Origin of the sequence: Novosphingobium sp. 1529, assembly GCF_040544855.1 — a bacterium.
Classification (GTDB): domain Bacteria; phylum Pseudomonadota; class Alphaproteobacteria; order Sphingomonadales; family Sphingomonadaceae; genus Novosphingobium; species Novosphingobium capsulatum.
The window spans coordinates 96,960-112,928 of the sequence record NZ_JBEPKW010000004.1 but is presented as its reverse complement, the minus strand read 5'-3'; the positions used below and the strand labels follow the sequence as shown (position 1 = coordinate 112,928).

The 15,969-nt window shown below is 65.0% G+C and carries 17 protein-coding genes; 8 read left to right on the top strand and 9 right to left on the bottom strand.

What is annotated here, in order from left to right; all coding sequences use genetic code 11:
* Positions 1–4: 4 nt before the first annotated feature.
* From ABIC78_RS10825 to ABIC78_RS10795, 7 genes are all read left to right on the top strand, one after another.
* Positions 5–193, top strand: a complete 189-nt coding sequence (locus tag ABIC78_RS10825) for a YnbE family lipoprotein (RefSeq protein ID WP_309804093.1) — start codon at positions 5–7, stop codon at positions 191–193.
* A 1-nt stretch (position 194) separates the two neighbouring features.
* On the top strand, positions 195–587 hold the full coding sequence (locus tag ABIC78_RS10820; protein ID WP_022677861.1) for a YdbL family probable chaperone protein: 393 nt from the start codon (positions 195–197) through the stop codon (positions 585–587).
* A gap of 209 nt (positions 588–796) precedes the next feature.
* Positions 797–1,114 carry an AtpZ/AtpI family protein gene (locus ABIC78_RS10815; protein ID WP_022677862.1) on the top strand — a complete coding sequence of 106 codons (318 nt, stop codon included), beginning with the start codon at positions 797–799 and terminating at the stop codon, positions 1,112–1,114.
* 91 nt (positions 1,115–1,205) lie between these two features.
* The gene (locus ABIC78_RS10810; RefSeq protein WP_022677863.1) at positions 1,206–1,988 is read left to right on the top strand and encodes a F0F1 ATP synthase subunit A; all 783 of its coding nucleotides are present in this window, start codon (positions 1,206–1,208) and stop codon (positions 1,986–1,988) included.
* A gap of 59 nt (positions 1,989–2,047) precedes the next feature.
* A complete protein-coding gene (locus ABIC78_RS10805; RefSeq protein WP_022677864.1) occupies positions 2,048–2,275 on the top strand; it encodes a F0F1 ATP synthase subunit C in 228 nt (75 codons plus the stop codon).
* Positions 2,276–2,361: 86 nt separating this feature from the next.
* Positions 2,362–2,856 (top strand): F0F1 ATP synthase subunit B family protein, encoded by a 495-nt coding sequence (locus ABIC78_RS10800; RefSeq protein ID WP_022677865.1) that lies wholly within the window; start codon positions 2,362–2,364, stop codon positions 2,854–2,856.
* On the top strand, positions 2,849–3,400 hold the full coding sequence (locus tag ABIC78_RS10795) for a F0F1 ATP synthase subunit B family protein (RefSeq protein ID WP_309804096.1): 552 nt from the start codon (positions 2,849–2,851) through the stop codon (positions 3,398–3,400). Before ABIC78_RS10800 ends, ABIC78_RS10795 begins: the two co-directional genes overlap by 8 nt.
* A 163-nt stretch (positions 3,401–3,563) precedes the next feature.
* Here the strand turns inward: ABIC78_RS10795 and ABIC78_RS10790 are convergent, their stop codons facing one another.
* The 6 genes from ABIC78_RS10790 to ABIC78_RS10765 form a co-directional block, all read right to left on the bottom strand.
* A complete protein-coding gene (locus ABIC78_RS10790) occupies positions 3,564–5,897 on the bottom strand; it encodes a glycoside hydrolase family 3 C-terminal domain-containing protein (protein ID WP_354489609.1) in 2,334 nt (777 codons plus the stop codon).
* Positions 5,894–6,451 (bottom strand): NADPH-dependent FMN reductase, encoded by a 558-nt coding sequence (locus ABIC78_RS10785; RefSeq protein WP_354489607.1) that lies wholly within the window; start codon positions 6,449–6,451, stop codon positions 5,894–5,896. The genes ABIC78_RS10790 and ABIC78_RS10785 overlap by 4 nt, the downstream gene beginning before the upstream one ends.
* A 5-nt stretch (positions 6,452–6,456) precedes the next feature.
* Positions 6,457–7,560 carry an LLM class flavin-dependent oxidoreductase gene (locus ABIC78_RS10780; protein ID WP_354489605.1) on the bottom strand — a complete coding sequence of 368 codons (1,104 nt, stop codon included), beginning with the start codon at positions 7,558–7,560 and terminating at the stop codon, positions 6,457–6,459.
* 171 nt (positions 7,561–7,731) lie between these two features.
* Positions 7,732–8,232, bottom strand: a complete 501-nt coding sequence (locus ABIC78_RS10775; RefSeq protein WP_354489602.1) for a nuclear transport factor 2 family protein — start codon at positions 8,230–8,232, stop codon at positions 7,732–7,734.
* A 15-nt stretch (positions 8,233–8,247) separates the two neighbouring features.
* Positions 8,248–8,637, bottom strand: coding sequence for a C-glycoside deglycosidase beta subunit domain-containing protein (locus ABIC78_RS10770; protein ID WP_022677871.1), 390 nt, complete (start codon positions 8,635–8,637; stop codon positions 8,248–8,250).
* Positions 8,637–9,650 carry a sugar phosphate isomerase/epimerase family protein gene (locus tag ABIC78_RS10765; protein ID WP_107715702.1) on the bottom strand — a complete coding sequence of 338 codons (1,014 nt, stop codon included), beginning with the start codon at positions 9,648–9,650 and terminating at the stop codon, positions 8,637–8,639. Before ABIC78_RS10765 ends, ABIC78_RS10770 begins: the two co-directional genes overlap by 1 nt.
* A gap of 438 nt (positions 9,651–10,088) precedes the next feature.
* Between ABIC78_RS10765 and ABIC78_RS10760 the strand changes: the two genes are divergently transcribed.
* Entirely contained in the window at positions 10,089–12,323 is a 2,235-nt protein-coding gene (locus ABIC78_RS10760; protein WP_158271859.1) for a TonB-dependent receptor, read from the top strand.
* 108 nt (positions 12,324–12,431) lie between these two features.
* Here the strand turns inward: ABIC78_RS10760 and ABIC78_RS10755 are convergent, their stop codons facing one another.
* From ABIC78_RS10755 to araD1, 3 genes are read right to left on the bottom strand one after another with little or no spacing between them, the layout of a single operon-like run.
* Positions 12,432–13,997, bottom strand: a complete 1,566-nt coding sequence (locus ABIC78_RS10755) for an alpha-N-arabinofuranosidase (protein WP_354489598.1) — start codon at positions 13,995–13,997, stop codon at positions 12,432–12,434.
* Between the two features lie 35 nt (positions 13,998–14,032).
* Positions 14,033–14,959 carry a Gfo/Idh/MocA family protein gene (locus ABIC78_RS10750; protein WP_354489596.1) on the bottom strand — a complete coding sequence of 309 codons (927 nt, stop codon included), beginning with the start codon at positions 14,957–14,959 and terminating at the stop codon, positions 14,033–14,035.
* Positions 14,960–14,962: 3 nt separating this feature from the next.
* On the bottom strand, positions 14,963–15,961 hold the full coding sequence (araD1, locus tag ABIC78_RS10745) for an AraD1 family protein (protein ID WP_354489594.1): 999 nt from the start codon (positions 15,959–15,961) through the stop codon (positions 14,963–14,965).
* Between the last annotated feature and the right edge of the window lie 8 nt (positions 15,962–15,969).

Sequence of the window (15,969 nt, the reverse complement as noted above, 5' to 3'; positions counted from 1 at the left end):
TGACGTGAGGCGCAAGGTTCTGGCCGCAGGCGCGCTGGCAGGGTTTGCCGCAACGCTGGGCGGATGCATTTCCGTCAAGGCGCCAGACAAGCCGATCGTCATCGAGCTGAATATCAATATCAAGCAGGAAGTCGTCTATCGCCTGGCCGGGGATGCCAGCCAGACGATCGACAAGAACAAGGACATCTTCTGAGATGGCACGCACCACTGCTTTTTCCGCCCTCATTGCCGCCGCCGTGGCTTTGCCGCTGGCGATCGCCCCCGTGGCCGCGCTGGCGCAGCGCGATCCGGCCTATGCCGCCGCGCGTTCCGCCGGCCAGGTGGGCGAGAAGATGGATGGCTATCTCGGCTACGTCACCCCGCCGAGCCCCGCGCTCAAGGCGGTGGTCGAGGATATCAATCTCAAGCGCCGGGCGGTCTATTCCGAAAAGGCCCAGGCCCAGAAGGCCACGGTGGAGGAATATGCCTTTACCTCGGGCTGTCTGCTGATTGCCCAGACCCAGCCGGGCGAGAAGTATCAGGCGCCCAATGGTACCTGGCAGACCCGCACCAGCGCGCCGCCGCAGCGGGATTCGCGCTGTCTGTGAAAATGTCGTCTTTCCAGTGCCTTGCGATTGGTATGTCGCAAGATTGACGCAAACGTATGCGTGCAACTGTGGCAAGTTCGGCGCACGGCGGTTGACTCGGGAAAACCCCCCGCCTAAGGGGCAGGCGCCCTCGGCGGGATGCCGTTGCGCATGATATGCCCTGTTGGGTGAACGGACATACCCTGTCCGATCCTTTGGCGGAGCATGGCATGAGTGACGAACAGACCGACGCAGAGCCCATCGGTGAGGATGCACGCCTTTCCAACCTGAACGCGCGGCTTGATGCTGCACGCCAGAAGGAACAGGTGCGCAGGCCAACGCCAGACCAGGCAAAGTCCGACGCGAACTATCGCATGGGCAACCGGGTCTTGGCCGACCTGATCGGCGGGCTTGCGGGCGGCGCGTTCATTGGCTGGGTCATAGACCAGTTTGCCGGAACGCGACCATGGGGGCTTCTGGTGATGCTGTTTGTGGGGATGGGCGTGGCCTTCCGCAATATCATCAGGATCTCGAACGGGCGTTCCTGATCGGGTCTTTGCATCCGATGGGTTTCCGGCCATTACACTGGCCGGAGCAGGGGGCGCCTTGGTGTTTTTGCGCGTAACGGGGACAAGCACTGTGGCCGAAGGAAAGGTCGATCCGGTACACCAATTTACGATCGAGCCGCTGTTTGGCACCGATCATTGGGCGATTGCCGGTCATAACATTGCTTTCACCAACTCGGCGCTGTGGATGGTCATCACCACCCTGGTGCTGATCGTGTTCGTGGGTGGTGGCGCCAAGAAGGCCCAGGTTCCGGGCCGCTGGCAGATGGCTGTCGAAGGTCTGACCGGCTTTGTCGACACGCTGCTGCAGTCCAACATCGGTGACGCGGGCCGCAAGTACCTGCCTTACGTGTTCTCGCTGTTCACGTTCATCCTGTTTGCCAACCTGCTCGGCCTGCTGCCGCTGGCGCTGGTCGGCATCCATCCCTTTACCGCCACCAGCCACTTTACCGTGACCGGTGTGCTGGCGATCATGAGCTTTGCGATCGTGCTGATCGTGGGCTTTGCCAAGCACGGCTTCCACTTCTTCTCGCTGTTCGTGCCCCATGGCACGCCGGCGGTGATGGTGCCGGTGATCTTCCCGATCGAGCTGATCTCGTTCCTGGTGCGTCCGTTCTCGCTCGGCCTGCGACTGTTCGTCGCGATGATGGCCGGCCACGTGCTCCTCGAAGTGCTCTCGGGCTTTGTCATCTCGGGCACCAATGCGGGCGTGGGCACCTTCTTCCTGGCCGGCGTGCCCAGCTTCCTGCTGATGATCGGCATCTGCGCGCTGGAACTGCTGGTTGCCGGCATCCAGGCCTACGTTTTTGCCCTGCTTACCTGCGTCTATCTCAACGACGCGGAAAACCTTCACTGACCGTCACCACCACCTGATACCGCTTCACACCGGTTTACGACAAAGAGGGAGTTTTTATCATGGACGCACAGAGCGCAAAGCTTCTCGGCGCTGGTCTCGCTGCCATTGGCGCCGGTCTGGCCTCGCTGGGCGTGGGCAACGTTTTCGCCAAGTTCCTCGAAGGCGCGCTGCGTAATCCGGGCGCCGCTGATGGCCAGCAGGGTCGTCTGTTCATCGGCTTCGCCGCCGCCGAACTTCTGGGCCTGCTCTCGTTCGTCGTTGCGATGATCCTGATCTTCGTTGCCTGAGGCAGCGAAGCGGACCATTGATTGACATCCGGCCGGCGTAAAACCCGGCCGGCCAGAACGACAGACAGGAAGCGCGGACCAACGCGATGCCCCAGATAGCCCAACTCGCCGCTACCTATGCCAGCCAGATCTTCTGGCTGCTGGTGTGCTTTGGCCTGGTCTTCTTCGTCATCGGCCGGGGCATGCTCCCGGGCGTGGTGTCGACGATCGACCAGCGCAACAAGCAGATCGCCGACGATCTTGGCGCGGCAGAAGCCGCCCGGGCCGCCGCCGACGCCGAAGAACAGGCCTGGCGCATTGCCGAAGGCAAACAGCGCGCCCAGGCGCATGACCTGATCGCCGCCGCCAAGGCCGAGGCTGCCCGCAACACGCAGGCTGCTCTCGATGCCGCATCGGCGCGGATCGAGGAAACCACTGCCGCAGCAGAGGCGCGCATTGCCGCCGCCCGTGCCGCAGCGCAGGGGGAGGTGCAAGACGTGGCCGCGCAGGCCGCGCAGGATATCGTCAGCCGCCTGGCGGGCCTTTCGGTTTCGGCCGAAGACGCGCGCGGTGCGGTGCAGGGAGTGCTCGCTCATGGCTAACGCGACCGCCACGACCGCCACGGTCGAACAGCACGCCGGCGGCCATGAAGCAGCCGAACCCACCATCCACGGCATCGGTGCCGGCGCGATCGTTGCCGCTGCCATGTTCGTCTTCCTGCTGATCCTGGCGTGGAAGAAGGTGCCGGGCACGATCACCAAGGGCCTCGACAACCAGATCGCCGCGATCCGCCGCGAACTGGCCGATGCCAAGGCGCTGCGTGCCGAAGCCGAAGCGCTGCGTGCCGAATACGCCGCGCGCATCGCCAACGCGGAAAAGGACGCGGCCGCCATGCTCGAGCATGCGCGCACCGAATCCGCCGCGATCGTGGCCAAGGCCGAAGCCGATACCCGCGAGGTCATTGCCCGCCGCGAGAAGATGGCTTCGGACAAGATCGCCGCTGCCGAACGCGCCGCGGTTGACGATCTGCGCGCCACGGCCGCTGCTGCTGCTGCTTCGGCGGCCGGCCAGATCATCGCTGCCCGCCACGGCGCCGATGCTGACCGCGCGCTGGTCGACAGCGCAATTGCCGGGCTGACCCACTAAGCAGTCCTGCGCCAAGCGCATCAAACAAGGCCCCGCCGGGAAACCGGACGGGGCCTTTTTGCGTCAGCTTTGAAAGCGCCTTGGCGCGGATAGGCACCACGGCAAAAGGCCCGGAACGCCACATGGGCATTCCGGGCCTATCTGCTGCCGCTGCTGGCTGTGCCTAGCGCGGCAGGCGTAGCGTGACAGCGGCGTCCTGTGCGTTGCGCCCTATCACCAGCGGCACGGCATCGCTGCCCGGCACGCTGCGCAGGATATAGGGGCTGGGCTCGATCGTGGCGGTCGCGCTTTCGCCCGGCGCCAGGTGCAGCTTGGCGAAGCCGACCAGGGCATAGGGGCTTTGCGCCAGATAGGCCTGGATCACCTCGCTGCCGGCGCGGGTGCCGGTGTTGGTCACCTCCACCACGATCCGGCCATCGGCGACGCGGGCCTCGCCCAGGGCAAAGCTGGTATAGCCCATGCCGGCACCAAGCGGAAACAGCGCGGCCTTGCCCTGCGCCTTGAAGCCGCGATAGCCAACCAGCAACCCGTCATCATAGCGCAGGTCACCCCCGTCATCAGGCGTCAGGCCATAGGCGGGATAATCGGCCTCTTGCGCCGCCAGGGTCATCGGCAGGCGGCCACCGGGTTCGCGCGTGCCGATCAGCACGTCGGCCAGGGCCTTGCCGAAGTTCTGCCCCGGATACCAGGCCACCAGCAACGCGGCGGCATCCGTGGCAAAGCTGGCGTCAAACGCGTGGCCGACGTTGACAACGATCGCCGTGCGCGGATTGGCCGCGCGCACGGCCTGGGCCAGGTGCAACTGCGCCGGATCGAGCCGGGTATCGCTGCGGTCCTTGCTTTCCACGCTGGCATCGGCGGTTTCGCCCAGCATCAGCACCACGGCATCGGCCTGGGCTGCCGCGGCAATGGCGCGGGCGAGCATGGCATCGGGCGTATCGGGCGCCCGCACACCATACCATAGGCCTTGCACGCGGGCCGGGGCGTAACGCAGTTCCACCTCGACCAGCACGCGTTGCCCGGCGCGAAGCGTCACCACGCCTTCAGCGGCATCGCCGGCCTTGAGCACGCCCATGATGTCGGACGCTGCCGGCTGGACATCGCGGCGGACGATTTCGACCCCATCGACCTTGAGCACCACCGGGCCGGTTGCCCCGGCATAGAAGCGATGCGCGCCATCGCCAGACGCGACATACCAGCCGCTGGCACGCACGGCGCCGGTCTCGTTGAAGCGGCCCTGATCGTGCACGCCATGGAACCAGACCAGCGAATTGGTCGCCCGCGTCTCACGCGAGAGTGGTTCTGCGGTGAGATCGTGTCCGGCGAAGTATTCCACGGTCAGGCCGGTCGTGCAGCCATCGCCCAGGTCCATCGCCGGGGTCACCGGCATGGCGGGAAGGCGTGGCTGGGGATCGACTCCCGGTTCATGGACGATCGCCATGTGCTGACCCAGCGTGGCGGTAATCGCTTCGAGCGGCGTGAGCGCATCCGGGGTCACGGCGATGCGGGCAAAGGTGCCGCCCTGATAGCACGGCGCGGTGGCATTGGGGCCGATTACCGCCAGCGTGCGAATCGTCGGCGCGAGCGGCAGCAGGCCATCGTTGCGCAGCAGCACGAAGCCTGCCGCAGCGCCGGCGGTGAGCAGTTCCTCGCTATCGAGCGTGGCGGGTGTCTTGGCGCCGCCAAAACGCTGGTTGAAGCGGATCACTCGTTCGGCGGCGTCCTGCACACGGTCTGCACTGACCAGGCCTTGGGCCACGGCATCTTCCGCCTTGGCACCCAGGAAGCGGGCGGGGCCGGGCATTTCCAGGTCCAGCCCGGCGTTGAGCGTGGCCGCGGTGGAATGCGTGGCGAAGAAATCGCTCATCAGCACGCCGCCATAGGCCCATTCATCGCGCACGATGGCCAGCGGGCCCGAAGCCTGCGCACACCAATCGCCGTTGACGTGGTTGTAGGCCGTCATGATCCCGCCGCAGCCGGCGGCGCAGGCCATTTCGAATGGCAGCAGATAGACCTGGCGCAGCGTGGCATCGTCCACCACGCAGTTCATCGTGTCGCGCTGGGTCTCGCTGTCGTTGCAGACAAAGTGCTTGGCCACGGCAGCGGTGCCGGTGGACTGGATGCCGCGCACCCAGGCCGCGCCGCACAGCCCGGTAAGCAGCGGATCTTCCGAATAGTATTCGAACGCCCGCCCGGCGAGCGGGCTGCGCGCCATGTTGACGTTGGGTGCAAGCAGCGCGTCGACACCCATGGTGATGGCATCGTTGCCCACCAGCGCGCCCATCTGCGCCACGAGATCGAGATCCCAGCTGGCGCCCTGCGCCACTGGGGCGGGGGTGAGCACGGAAACGTCGCGTTCGTCCACCCGGCCGCTGGCCACGCCCATCGGGCCATCGGCCAGCATCAGGCTGCGGGCATTGCGTTCGGGAACGGCGCCCGTGGTCCACATCGTGGCGCCGGCCGTGAGGCGGGCGGCGTCGGCAAGGGAAAGCGTCATGCGGCACCTTTGGCAAATTGCATGATCTGGCGGGCCTGCATGGCAACGGCTGCGGCGATTTCGGGATCGGCCAGGCTGCCATCGGCGGCGAATGGTTTTTGCGCCACGGTGTTGACGGCAATGCCCAGCGGGGTGGGCCAGCCGCGCATGGCATGGGTAATGCCGCGCAACGCGGCCAGGGTCACGCCAGTGGCCTGCCAGCCGGCGGCGCTCACCACCAGCCCGACCGGGCGCCCGTCGAAATAGGGGCGTGCGTCGCGCGCCAAGTCTTCGAGCAGGTCGATGGCATTCTTGACCAGGCCCGAAACCCCACCGTGATAGCCGGGTGAACCGATCACCACGGCATCGGCATCACGCACGGCATCGACCATGGCGCGCTCGCCCGTGGTGCGTTCGGTGCTTTCCGGGTTGAAATGGGGCAGGGCCTTCAAGGCGCTGCCACCGAACATCTGCGTCTGGGCGCCCATGCTTGCGCACGCGTCCAGCACCGCCGCCACCAGGCGTTCGGTGCTGGAGCCATCGCGCAGGGTTCCGCCGATCCCCACGATCTTCATGGCCTTCACACTCCCTTGAGGGCCGGGATGACCTTGCTGCCCATCAGGTCAAGCGTCTGCTGGCCCAGACGCAGACGCTCGGCGGTCAGCGGCCCGGTGGTGGTGCCGCACAGCACGTTGCCGATGCCCAGTTCGGCATAAGGGCGCAGATGCTCGATCACCGTTTCGGGCGAGCCATAGAGGCACCAGGTGCCGATCCAGTCGTCGGTCAGTGCGTTGGGGGTGCGGTCGGTCTTGGTGTTGGCTTCATCGTTTTCGGCGCGGGCGTTGAATTCGGCCTCGCGTTCGATCGCGTCCTGGTAGGAACGCAGGATCACCATGAGTTCCTCGCGCGCCTGCTCGTCGGTCTCGGCCACGTGCACCGCCTGATAGGTATGCGTCGTCCACGACAGCGCATCCTTGACGACGTCATCGCTGTGCCCGGCTTCCAGCAGCAGGCCCTTGTAGATGTCGAAGTACTTTTTCACATGCGTGAACGGTTCGGTGCCGCCGATCTTGGGCGGGGTGAACGCGGGGATGAAGGCCGGCCAGCCATGGCGGGCGGCGCGGCGGGCACTGCTTTCCTTCATCGCCACCGGCATCAGCCGGGCATGCTGTTCGCCATAGGGCGAGGGGGTGATGCGTTGCAGCACGCGGCCCTGGTAGGGCCCGTTGTCGATCCGCACCGCAGGATCATCCATGCGCTTGGCCCACAGCTCCTCGGCCACGGCAAGATTGGCTTCGGCGAGCGGGCCGGCGTCCTTGTAGTTGACGTTGAAGCCGATCATTTCCTCAGGCGTGGTGCCCGAACCGACGCCGACCAGCAGCTTGCCCTTGGTCAGATGATCGAGCACGTTGACGCGCTCGGTAAAGCGCACGGGATGGTGCAGCGGCACCGACACCACCGAAAAGCCGAAATGCATCTGCGGCAGGCGCGCGGCGAGATAGCCGGCCAGGATGAAGCTGTCGCTCGCCACCGGCATATAGCCGTTGAAGTGGTGGTCGGGCATGAAGATCGCCTCGAACCCGTTGGCGGCGGCCTGTTCGGCGTGGCCGATCAGGTCGGTGATCAACCGGCCATCCTCGGCCGGGCTCATCGAACGGGCATTCAGGAACACGGAAAAACGCATGATCTCTCCCCAAAAAGTCGGCGCAGCCGGCGTGGACTTTCGGAACACGCCTGTGCCCCCCGATCGCGCTGCGGCTGATGCTATTTAGAATTAGAACTATTATTATTGTTTGTCTAGACGCATTTCCGGGCGGCGCGGGGTTCGCCGGCTCCGCGTTTGCCTGCCTGGCGATCAAAACATCGGATGAGGGTTGGCGGCCTTTTCGGGGATGGGCTGGATCACGTCCCAGTGCTCGACGATCTTTCCATCTTTCAGGCGATAGAAATCGGCAACGGCCGCGCCGCGCGCTGCCGGGTCGGGCTTTACGAAGATGTGGATCGCCGCCAGATCGCTATCGACCACGATGTGGCGGATCGAAAAGCTGTGCCCGGGGTCGGAAAACATCGGTGTGAGCGCCGCGATGGCCGCCTCGCGCCCATCGCCAAGCCCGGGATTGTGCTGGATATAATCCGGCGCGACATAGGCTTCGAACGCGCTGCGTACTTGCCGCAGGGTATAGAAGCGGCGGGCAAAGTCAGTGATGATCGCCCGGTTGCGGGCGGTTTCGCGCGCAGCAGCGGTGGCCGCGGTGACGTGGTGCGGCGCTGTGGGCTTGGCGTCAACGGCATGCGATGCTGCCATCGCACCGGTGAACAGGGCCAGGGCCAGCGCAGGTTTGATGGCAGCATGCATGGCGTCGTTATCCTTTCAGGCCGTTTGCACCGTCTTTTCGTCGGTGTTGAAGGCGGGGAAGGGCAGGTAGGACACGCGCAGCTTTTGACGCAGCGCGAGGGTGTGTTCGCCCGCCGGCAAGCCGCCGGGATGGTTGACGATGATCGTGGCGGGCGTACCGAACGCCCAGCGCCGGTCATAGGCGGTTTCCATGGCATCCAGCGTGATCGGGCCTTGGCCCTCATCGAACTGCACCGCTTCACGCGGCAGTTCCACGCCATCGAGCGTGATCGCCAGTTCTTCGATCATCGACAGGGTCAGGCCGCGGTAATAGCCCAGCTTGGCCTCGAACGCGAAGCCGGTCGGCGCCTCCGCCGGGCCGATGTTGCGCACCGTGGCGGCATCGATCAGGTACTTGTCGAACATCACACGGTCTCCTTGGCGCCGAATGCGGCTTCTGCCTGGTCGATCAGGCGCTCGAACATCACATGCTGGCGGCGCACCTGCTCGCGGCTGTCCACCGGGTGCACGTCCTGGATCCAGCGGTTGCCTTCGTATTCGCTCGACAGGGTTCCTTCCCAGCCGCACTTGACGAGTTCGGGGATGACCTCGTCATAGGCGATCGACGGGTCGGTGCAGTCCTCGTCCATTTCATAGAACTTGGCCTGGATGTGCCGGAAATAGGGGGCGTAATTGCCGATCCGCTTGGGGTTGGCATAGGGGGCATGGCGCAGGGTCTCGGCCATGGCCACCTCGGCCTTGTTGCCGCCCATCTTCACGGCCACTTCGTAGATCGTGTATTCGGCCATGATCTTGGCCTCGTGGCTGTCCACGATGAACTGCGTCACTTCGGGCCGCGCGCCTTGGCGTTCAAAGCGCGCGCGGAAGGCCGGCGGATAATGCTTCATGAAGATGCCCATATCGGGCAGGATGCCCAGGTGACGGGTGCCCAGGCGGTCTGCCTCGTCGATCGTGCGCAGGATCCAGGCATGTTCGAGATGCCAGGGTGCATGCACTTCCACGCCCAGGTGCACGTCATACTGCTCGGCATAGGGCACGCAGGCCGCCAGGATATCGGGCCGCACGAACACCAGCACGCGCATGTTGCGAATGCCCAGTCGGCTGGCCAGCTTGATGTCGCGCACGATGCTTTCCACCTGCTCGGCATCGCTCATCGGGCGATCCTTGCGCAGCTTGGTATCGAGGAACATGTCATAGCAGGTGAAATGCGCGCCATGGCGGGCCAGCATGTCCTGCCAGCGCGCCACATCGGCATCGCTCAGGTTGGGGAATTCGGGCATGTTCTGCTCGGGCAGGATTTCGATGCCCTTGGCGCCGATCGAACTGCCAAACGCGATGCAGTCCTCCACGCTCATGGTGCCCAGGAAGAGCTCTTCCTGAAACGAGTAGAGGCTGACGCCCCGTTGGATCTTGGACATGGCTTTCATGGCTCCGTCAGGAGGGGCGGCAGCGAAGGGCTGCGCGCTGGGAAAGGGAACGGGATGGAACTGGCGCGGCCGGCGCGAGGCCCGCGCGCTGGCGGCTGCGGGACACTGCCGGCGCCGTTGTGGCCGGCCCGGTGGCGTGGCGCGGAACGAAGGCGGTGGTGATCATGGCTCTCCCCAGCGGCGGGCAGGCGCCACGCCGTAATTAGAACTTTAGTTCTTATTGATCTTCGTATCGCTTTCCCGGGCCGCTGTGTCAAGATGTGGTTTTTTATGGATCAAAATACTGAAAAAGAACGATAAAATGCCGAGCGGTTGATCTGCGTCAAACCATCTTGACCGGAAATTCCATCCGCCATAATAAGAACCAGCATTTTGATTTTATAAATGGCGAGTCACGATCTCGCCATGCTCAAAAGGGGAGGACGTCGGATGAACCGCCTGATCGCGGCACTGTTGATCGGTGCCAGCATGCCTACGATTGCCACGGTTGCGCACGCGCAGGATGGCGCCGCGCCGCAAGACGCTGCCAGCAGCACGGGCGGCAACAGTGACGGCCTTGCTGAAATCGTCGTCACGGCCAACCGCACCGAAAGCTCGGCGCAGAAGACTGCTGTGGCCTTGACCGTCTATACCGGTGCGGATCTGGCCCAGAAGGGCATCAGCAACGTCCAGTCGCTCGCGACGGTCGATCCCAGCGTCAATCTCAGCACCAGCTCGGGTTCGGCCTATGTCGCCGTGCGCGGCATCGCGTCGACCGACGTGACCGAAATCGGCGATCCTTCCGTGCCGATCGCGCGCGACGGGTTCTATACCAACCGCTCGTTCTCCATCGGCACCTCGATGTACGACATCGCCCGCATCGAAGTGCTCAAAGGCCCGCAGGGCACCCTCAACGGCCGCAATTCCACCGGCGGCCTGATCTCGCTGATCACCAACCGCCCCAGCGACACGGCGGGCGCCTATGGCTCGTTCGAAGTGGGCAACTATCGCGCGCTCAACGTGGAAGCCGGCGGCAACGTGCCGCTGACCGACACCCTCGCGGTGCGCTTCTCGGGCATCCATCGCCAGCACGACGGCTATCGCCACCTCACCGGCATCAACCTAGACGGGGATGATGAAAACACCTCGTCCGGCCGCGTACAGCTGCAGTGGAAGCCGACCGACAACGTCAAGCTCTGGGCGTCGTACCAGCATGACGACATCCGCAACGTGGGCGACGTGGCGATGGTTGCGGCGCTGGGCACACGCCCCGATTTCGGCGACGCGCGCAGCTTTCCCAACCAGGCGCTCACGTCTAACCGGGTAAAGGGCGATCGCATCCGCTGGGAAGGCACCGTGGCCAACTTTGCCGGCGACCTGACGCTGACCTATGCTGGCGGCTGGGACAAGCAGACCTGGGCGCACAAGCTCGATGCCACCGGCCCCGCCTATCCGGCGATCCGCAATTTCATCCAGAATGAGGCGCCGACCACCTGGAACCACGAAGTGCGCCTGTCCAACGGGTCGAACAACCCGCTGTTCTTCCAGGTTGGCCTGTTCCACTTCCAGGAAACCAACACGATCAATTCCGGGATCTACAACCTGGCGATGACCGGCCCTTATGCGCCGGGCGGGCCGCTGTCGTTCCTGGATTTTTCCAACACCTACGGCATCCACTTCGATTACAACGTCAAGACCAAGTCTGACGCGGTGTTCGGCCAGATCGCCTACAAGCTGGGTGATCAGTGGAAGCTCACCGTCGGCGGGCGCTATACCCGCGATGAAAAGGTGCGCACCGGCGGCGCCACGCTCAATTATCCGGCGCTGGCTTTCCCGGAATGGGGCTTTGTCTTCCCCTTCACCACGGGTTTCACCGATGGTGCGGGCCGCATGACCAAGTCGCAGCCGACCTGGCACGTGGGCCTGGACTATACCCCGGCCAGCAATTCGCTGGTCTATGCCAAGTATGATCGCGGCTACAAGTCGGGCGGGTTCAACTCCAACGGTTCGGCAGCCTCGATCCCCTATGGTCCCGAAACCCTCGACGCGTTTGAAGTGGGCACCAAGAACCGCTTCATGGGCAACCGCCTGCAGCTCAACGCCTCGGCGTTCTACTTCAACTATCGCGGTTACCAGGCTTCGCAGACGGCAGACTCGCTCAATGGCGCGGCCGGCACGTTCAACGTCGGTACGGCCAAGATCTATGGCGCCGAAGCGCAGGCCGTGGCCCTGTTCGGCCAAGGCGGGCGGATCGACCTCAACGCCGCGTGGCTGCACACCCGGTTTGGCGACAACATCACCGTCAACGATGGTGGTGGCACGCCGCAGAGCATCGGTGGCCACCAGCTGCCCAACGCGCCCAAGCTGTCTGTCTCGGGCGGCATCGAATATGCCATCCCGGCTTTCGGTGGCACGCTGACCCCGCGCGCCGATGCCAAGTACAGCTCCTCGTTCTACTACTCGGTGTTCAACACCTATGACACGCAGTCGCGTCCCTATGTGACCGGCAACCTGTCGCTGCAGTATGCCCCCGAGGGGGCGCGCTGGACGCTCCAGGCCTTCGTGCGCAACGTGGGTGACAAGGTCGTGCTCGCCTACGCGGCGCAGAACTTCAACTCGCGCCTCAATACCTATCAGTTCCAGCCGCCGCGCACCTATGGCGTGCGCTTCGGCTTCAAGATCTGATCGCCACACAACGGAAAAAGGCCAGCCCGGCGCATGCCGGGCTGGCCTTCCAGGTGCCGGGCCGGGACAGCGGCCCGGCACCATTTGTTTAAGCAGGCGCGCTCGAGATCAGCGCAGGTCGAGCACCACGACCGACTTGGCGGGCAGCGTGACGCTGAGCACGCCGTTCTGGATCGTTGCCGCGCTGAACGGCATCGGGTGCACGGTATCGGGCGCAGCAAAGGTATTGTGCGCATCGATCGCAGCGCCGGTCAGCACCTGGCCGCTCGCGCTGGCGGCGGCGATGCCATCCAGCTTGATCGTCACCGTATTGGTCTGGGATGGATCGCGGTTGGACAGGGCCACGTGCACCACGCCAGCCTTGTCGCGCACGGCAGAGCCGCTCACCGCCGGCATCGTGAACTGGTCCTTGGCATACCACGGTGTGACGATGTCGATCGGCAGCACGGTGGCATCCTGCCATGGGCGATACATCATGAAGACATGATAGGTGGGCGTCAGCACCATCTTCTTGCCGTCGGTGAGGATCATGGCCTGCAGCACGTTGACCATCTGCGCGATCGCCGAAAGCCGCACGCGATCGGCATAGTGGGCAAAGATGTCCAGCGTGGTCGAGGCGATCAGCGCATCGCGCAGGCTGTTCTGCTGACGCAGGAAGCCGGGGTGCGTGCCGGCATCCTGGGCATACCAGGCGCCCCATTCGTCCACTGCCAGGAACACGCGCTTTTGCGGATCGTACTTGTCCATGATCGCCGTGTGCCGGGCCAGCAGATCGTCGATCCGGCGCGCCCCTGCGAGGGCATCGGCCCAGTCGTGCTCGTCAAAACCAACCGGCTGCGCCTTGGGCGGCCAGGTGCCACGGCCAGGCACGGTATAATAATGCAGTGACAGGCCATCGACCTGGTCGCGGGCCGACCGCATCATCGTTTCGGTCCAGTTGGTGTCATCCGCATTGGCGCCAGAGGCCACGCGCAGGATCTGCGTGCCGGCCACGGGCTTGATGAACGCGGAATAGCGGCGTGTTTCGTCAACCGCGTATTCGGCGCGCATGTTGCCGCCACAGCCCCACAGCTCGTTGCCGATGCCGAAATAGGGCAGGGCCCAGGGCTGCTTGTGGCCATTGCGGGCGCGCTCGTCAGCCAGGCTGCCGGCCGGCGCGGTGACATATTCGATCCATTCGGCCATTTCGCGCGGGGTGCCGTTGCCCACGTTGCCCGAGATATAGGCCTCCGCGCCGATCTGGCGGAGCAGTTCGAAGTATTCGTGCGTGCCCACGCTGTTGGGCTCGGTCACGCCGCCCCAGTTGGTATTGACCTTGACCGGGCGCTTGGCCTGCGGCCCGATTCCCTCGCGCCAGTGGTATTCATCGGCAAAGCAGCCGCCAGGCCAGCGCACCATCGGCACCTTGAGATCACGCAGCGCGCCGACCACGTCGTTGCGAAAGCCGTTGGTGTTGGGGATGGACTTGTCGTTGCCCACCCACAGCCCGCCATAGATGCCGTTGCCGAGATGCTCGGCAAACTGGGTGAAGATATGCCGGTCATAGGTCGGGCCGGGCTTGTCGGCGTGCAGCGTGGCGGTGGTGGGCGTGCCCCCGGTATCGGCCAGCGCCGGCGCGGCCAGGGCAGTGGCGGCGAGCAGCGCGGCGGCGGCGGAACGAAGCATCTTGATCATGCGAGGGCGCGTCCTTGTTTGCGAAGGGGGCGGGATCAATCGAAAAAGGCGTCTGTCACCAGCCGTTTGCCGCGCAAGAATGCATCGGCCACCAGGGTAAGGGGGCGGGTGTCGACATCGCTTTGCCCCTGCGCGACGAGATCGGCAAAGCGGGCATAGAGGCCAGGATATTCGTGGTCGTCGTGGCGCAGGGTTTCGCCCGGCAGGGTCAGGACCGCACCGCCGTTGGCAAGGCGCAGCGTGCCATCGGCGGTCTCCACCACGATGTCCCAGCTCTGCGGGCCGGTCTGGCGCCAATCGAGATCCATGTGGATGGCCGTGCCGCGAGAATCGCGGAAATGCAGGTCTGCCGCAATCGGGGCAGCGCGGTTTTCCGGTACTTCCAGCGTGGCTTCGGCCAGGAAGAACGGTGCGGGCAGGATATGGGTGATGATCGAGAGCGCATTGATCCCCGGATCGAACACGCCCAGGCCGCCTGGCTCCCAGATCCACGCCTGGCCCGGATGCCACACGCGCACATCCTCGCGCCAGATCACCTTGACGCCGGTGATCTGCCGGTCGGCCAGCCAGGCGCGCGCCGGGGCAACGCCGGCGGCATGGCGTGAATGCCACGAGGCAAACAGCGTGGTGCTGGCCTTGGCGGCATGGGCCACAAGCGCATCGACTTCGGCCAGGGTGGCGCCCGGCGGCTTTTCCAGGAACACGTGCAGGCCCCTGTCCAGCGCCAGCGCCGCCAGATCATAACGCACCTGCGGCGGGGTGCAGAGCGCCACGGCATCGATCGCCACATCGCTATCGACCAAAGCCTGAAGCGTGTGGAAATGTGGCACGGCGTCTACGCCGCTGTCGCTGCGGCTGACGGTAGCCGCGAGCGTAAAGGCCGGGTTGCCGGCAATCGCTGGCAGGTGCTGGTCATGGGCGATCTTGCCCATGCCGACCACGGCAATGCGGATCGGGCCCATGGTTTAGAGCACCTTGACTGCGAAAGGCACGGGGCCGGGCGCTGCGCGCGCCAGTGGATTGTGCAGCGGCAGGGCAAAGGGCGCAGCCGCGATTTCGAAGGCGTCGCCTTCCTGCGTCTTGATCCCGTCGCTGAACGAAAGCGTGGCCGTGCCGAAGAAATGCACGTGAATGTCTCCGGGCCGGCGGAACAGCCCGTATTTGAAGTGATGGTGTTCCAGGTTGGCCAGGCTGTGCGACATATTGTCTTCGCCCGAAAGGAACGGCTTTTCCCACAGCGTGGCGCCATCGCGCAGCACGCAGCTGGTGCCGCGAATATCGGCGGGCGGGTTGCCCAGCAGCAGTTCGGCGCCCAGCGCGGCCTGGCGCAGCTTGGAATGGGCCAGCCACAGATAGTTGTGGCGCTCGGTCACATGGTCGGAAAACTCGTTGGCCAGTGCCAGCCCCAGGCGCCAGGGCGTGCCGTCTGCGCCGATGAGATAGATCCCGGCCAGTTCCGGTTCCTCGCCGCCATCCTTGGCAAAGGCCGGCATCGTCAGCGGCTGGCCCGGGCCGACCAGTTGCGTGCCATCGCCCTTGTAGAACCATTCCGGTTGTCGCCCTTCGGTGCCAGCGGCGGGCTTGCCACCCTCCAGCCCTTCCAGGAACATCCGCATCGAATCCGTCTGTTTTTCGGCCTGCGCGGCATTGCGGTGCATCTTGTCGCGCCCTTCCGCCGAACCAAGATGGGTAAGCCCGGTGCCGGTCAACCAGACGCGCGCGGTGTCGTCATGATCGATGGCGGGCAGCAGCGTGCCGGCGGCGAGCTCGGCGGCGATGTCCACCGCCTGGCTGCCGGCGCGGGCGGCAGCGGCATCGGCCAGGCTGTGCCCGGCGGCGATCGCCGCCTGGGCCAGCTCGCGCACCGTCGCGGGGCTGTCGAGGAACACGGCGCTGTCACCGGTGGCCAGGATCACGCGACGCGTGCCATCGGCGCTGCGATGCTGAAGAAGGCGGGTTGCCATGGAAGAGG

What these genes read in the sequence shown, in the direction of transcription:
- ABIC78_RS10820 (WP_022677861.1), top strand. Translation starts at nt 195, where the DNA reads ATGGCACGCACCACTGCTTTTTCCGCCCTCATTGCCGCCGCCGTGGCT.
- ABIC78_RS10815 (WP_022677862.1), top strand. Translation starts at nt 797, where the DNA reads ATGAGTGACGAACAGACCGACGCAGAGCCCATCGGTGAGGATGCACGC.
- ABIC78_RS10805 (WP_022677864.1), top strand. Translation starts at nt 2,048, where the DNA reads ATGGACGCACAGAGCGCAAAGCTTCTCGGCGCTGGTCTCGCTGCCATT.
- ABIC78_RS10800 (WP_022677865.1), top strand. Translation starts at nt 2,362, where the DNA reads ATGCCCCAGATAGCCCAACTCGCCGCTACCTATGCCAGCCAGATCTTC.
- ABIC78_RS10795 (WP_309804096.1), top strand. Translation starts at nt 2,849, where the DNA reads ATGGCTAACGCGACCGCCACGACCGCCACGGTCGAACAGCACGCCGGC.
- ABIC78_RS10790 (WP_354489609.1), bottom strand. Translation starts at nt 5,897, where the DNA reads ATGACGCTTTCCCTTGCCGACGCCGCCCGCCTCACGGCCGGCGCCACG.
- ABIC78_RS10785 (WP_354489607.1), bottom strand. Translation starts at nt 6,451, where the DNA reads ATGAAGATCGTGGGGATCGGCGGAACCCTGCGCGATGGCTCCAGCACC.
- ABIC78_RS10780 (WP_354489605.1), bottom strand. Translation starts at nt 7,560, where the DNA reads ATGCGTTTTTCCGTGTTCCTGAATGCCCGTTCGATGAGCCCGGCCGAG.
- ABIC78_RS10775 (WP_354489602.1), bottom strand. Translation starts at nt 8,232, where the DNA reads ATGCATGCTGCCATCAAACCTGCGCTGGCCCTGGCCCTGTTCACCGGT.
- ABIC78_RS10770 (WP_022677871.1), bottom strand. Translation starts at nt 8,637, where the DNA reads ATGTTCGACAAGTACCTGATCGATGCCGCCACGGTGCGCAACATCGGC.
- ABIC78_RS10765 (WP_107715702.1), bottom strand. Translation starts at nt 9,650, where the DNA reads ATGTCCAAGATCCAACGGGGCGTCAGCCTCTACTCGTTTCAGGAAGAG.
- ABIC78_RS10760 (WP_158271859.1), top strand. Translation starts at nt 10,089, where the DNA reads ATGAACCGCCTGATCGCGGCACTGTTGATCGGTGCCAGCATGCCTACG.
- ABIC78_RS10755 (WP_354489598.1), bottom strand. Translation starts at nt 13,997, where the DNA reads ATGATCAAGATGCTTCGTTCCGCCGCCGCCGCGCTGCTCGCCGCCACT.
- ABIC78_RS10750 (WP_354489596.1), bottom strand. Translation starts at nt 14,959, where the DNA reads ATGGGCCCGATCCGCATTGCCGTGGTCGGCATGGGCAAGATCGCCCAT.
- araD1 (WP_354489594.1), bottom strand. Translation starts at nt 15,961, where the DNA reads ATGGCAACCCGCCTTCTTCAGCATCGCAGCGCCGATGGCACGCGTCGC.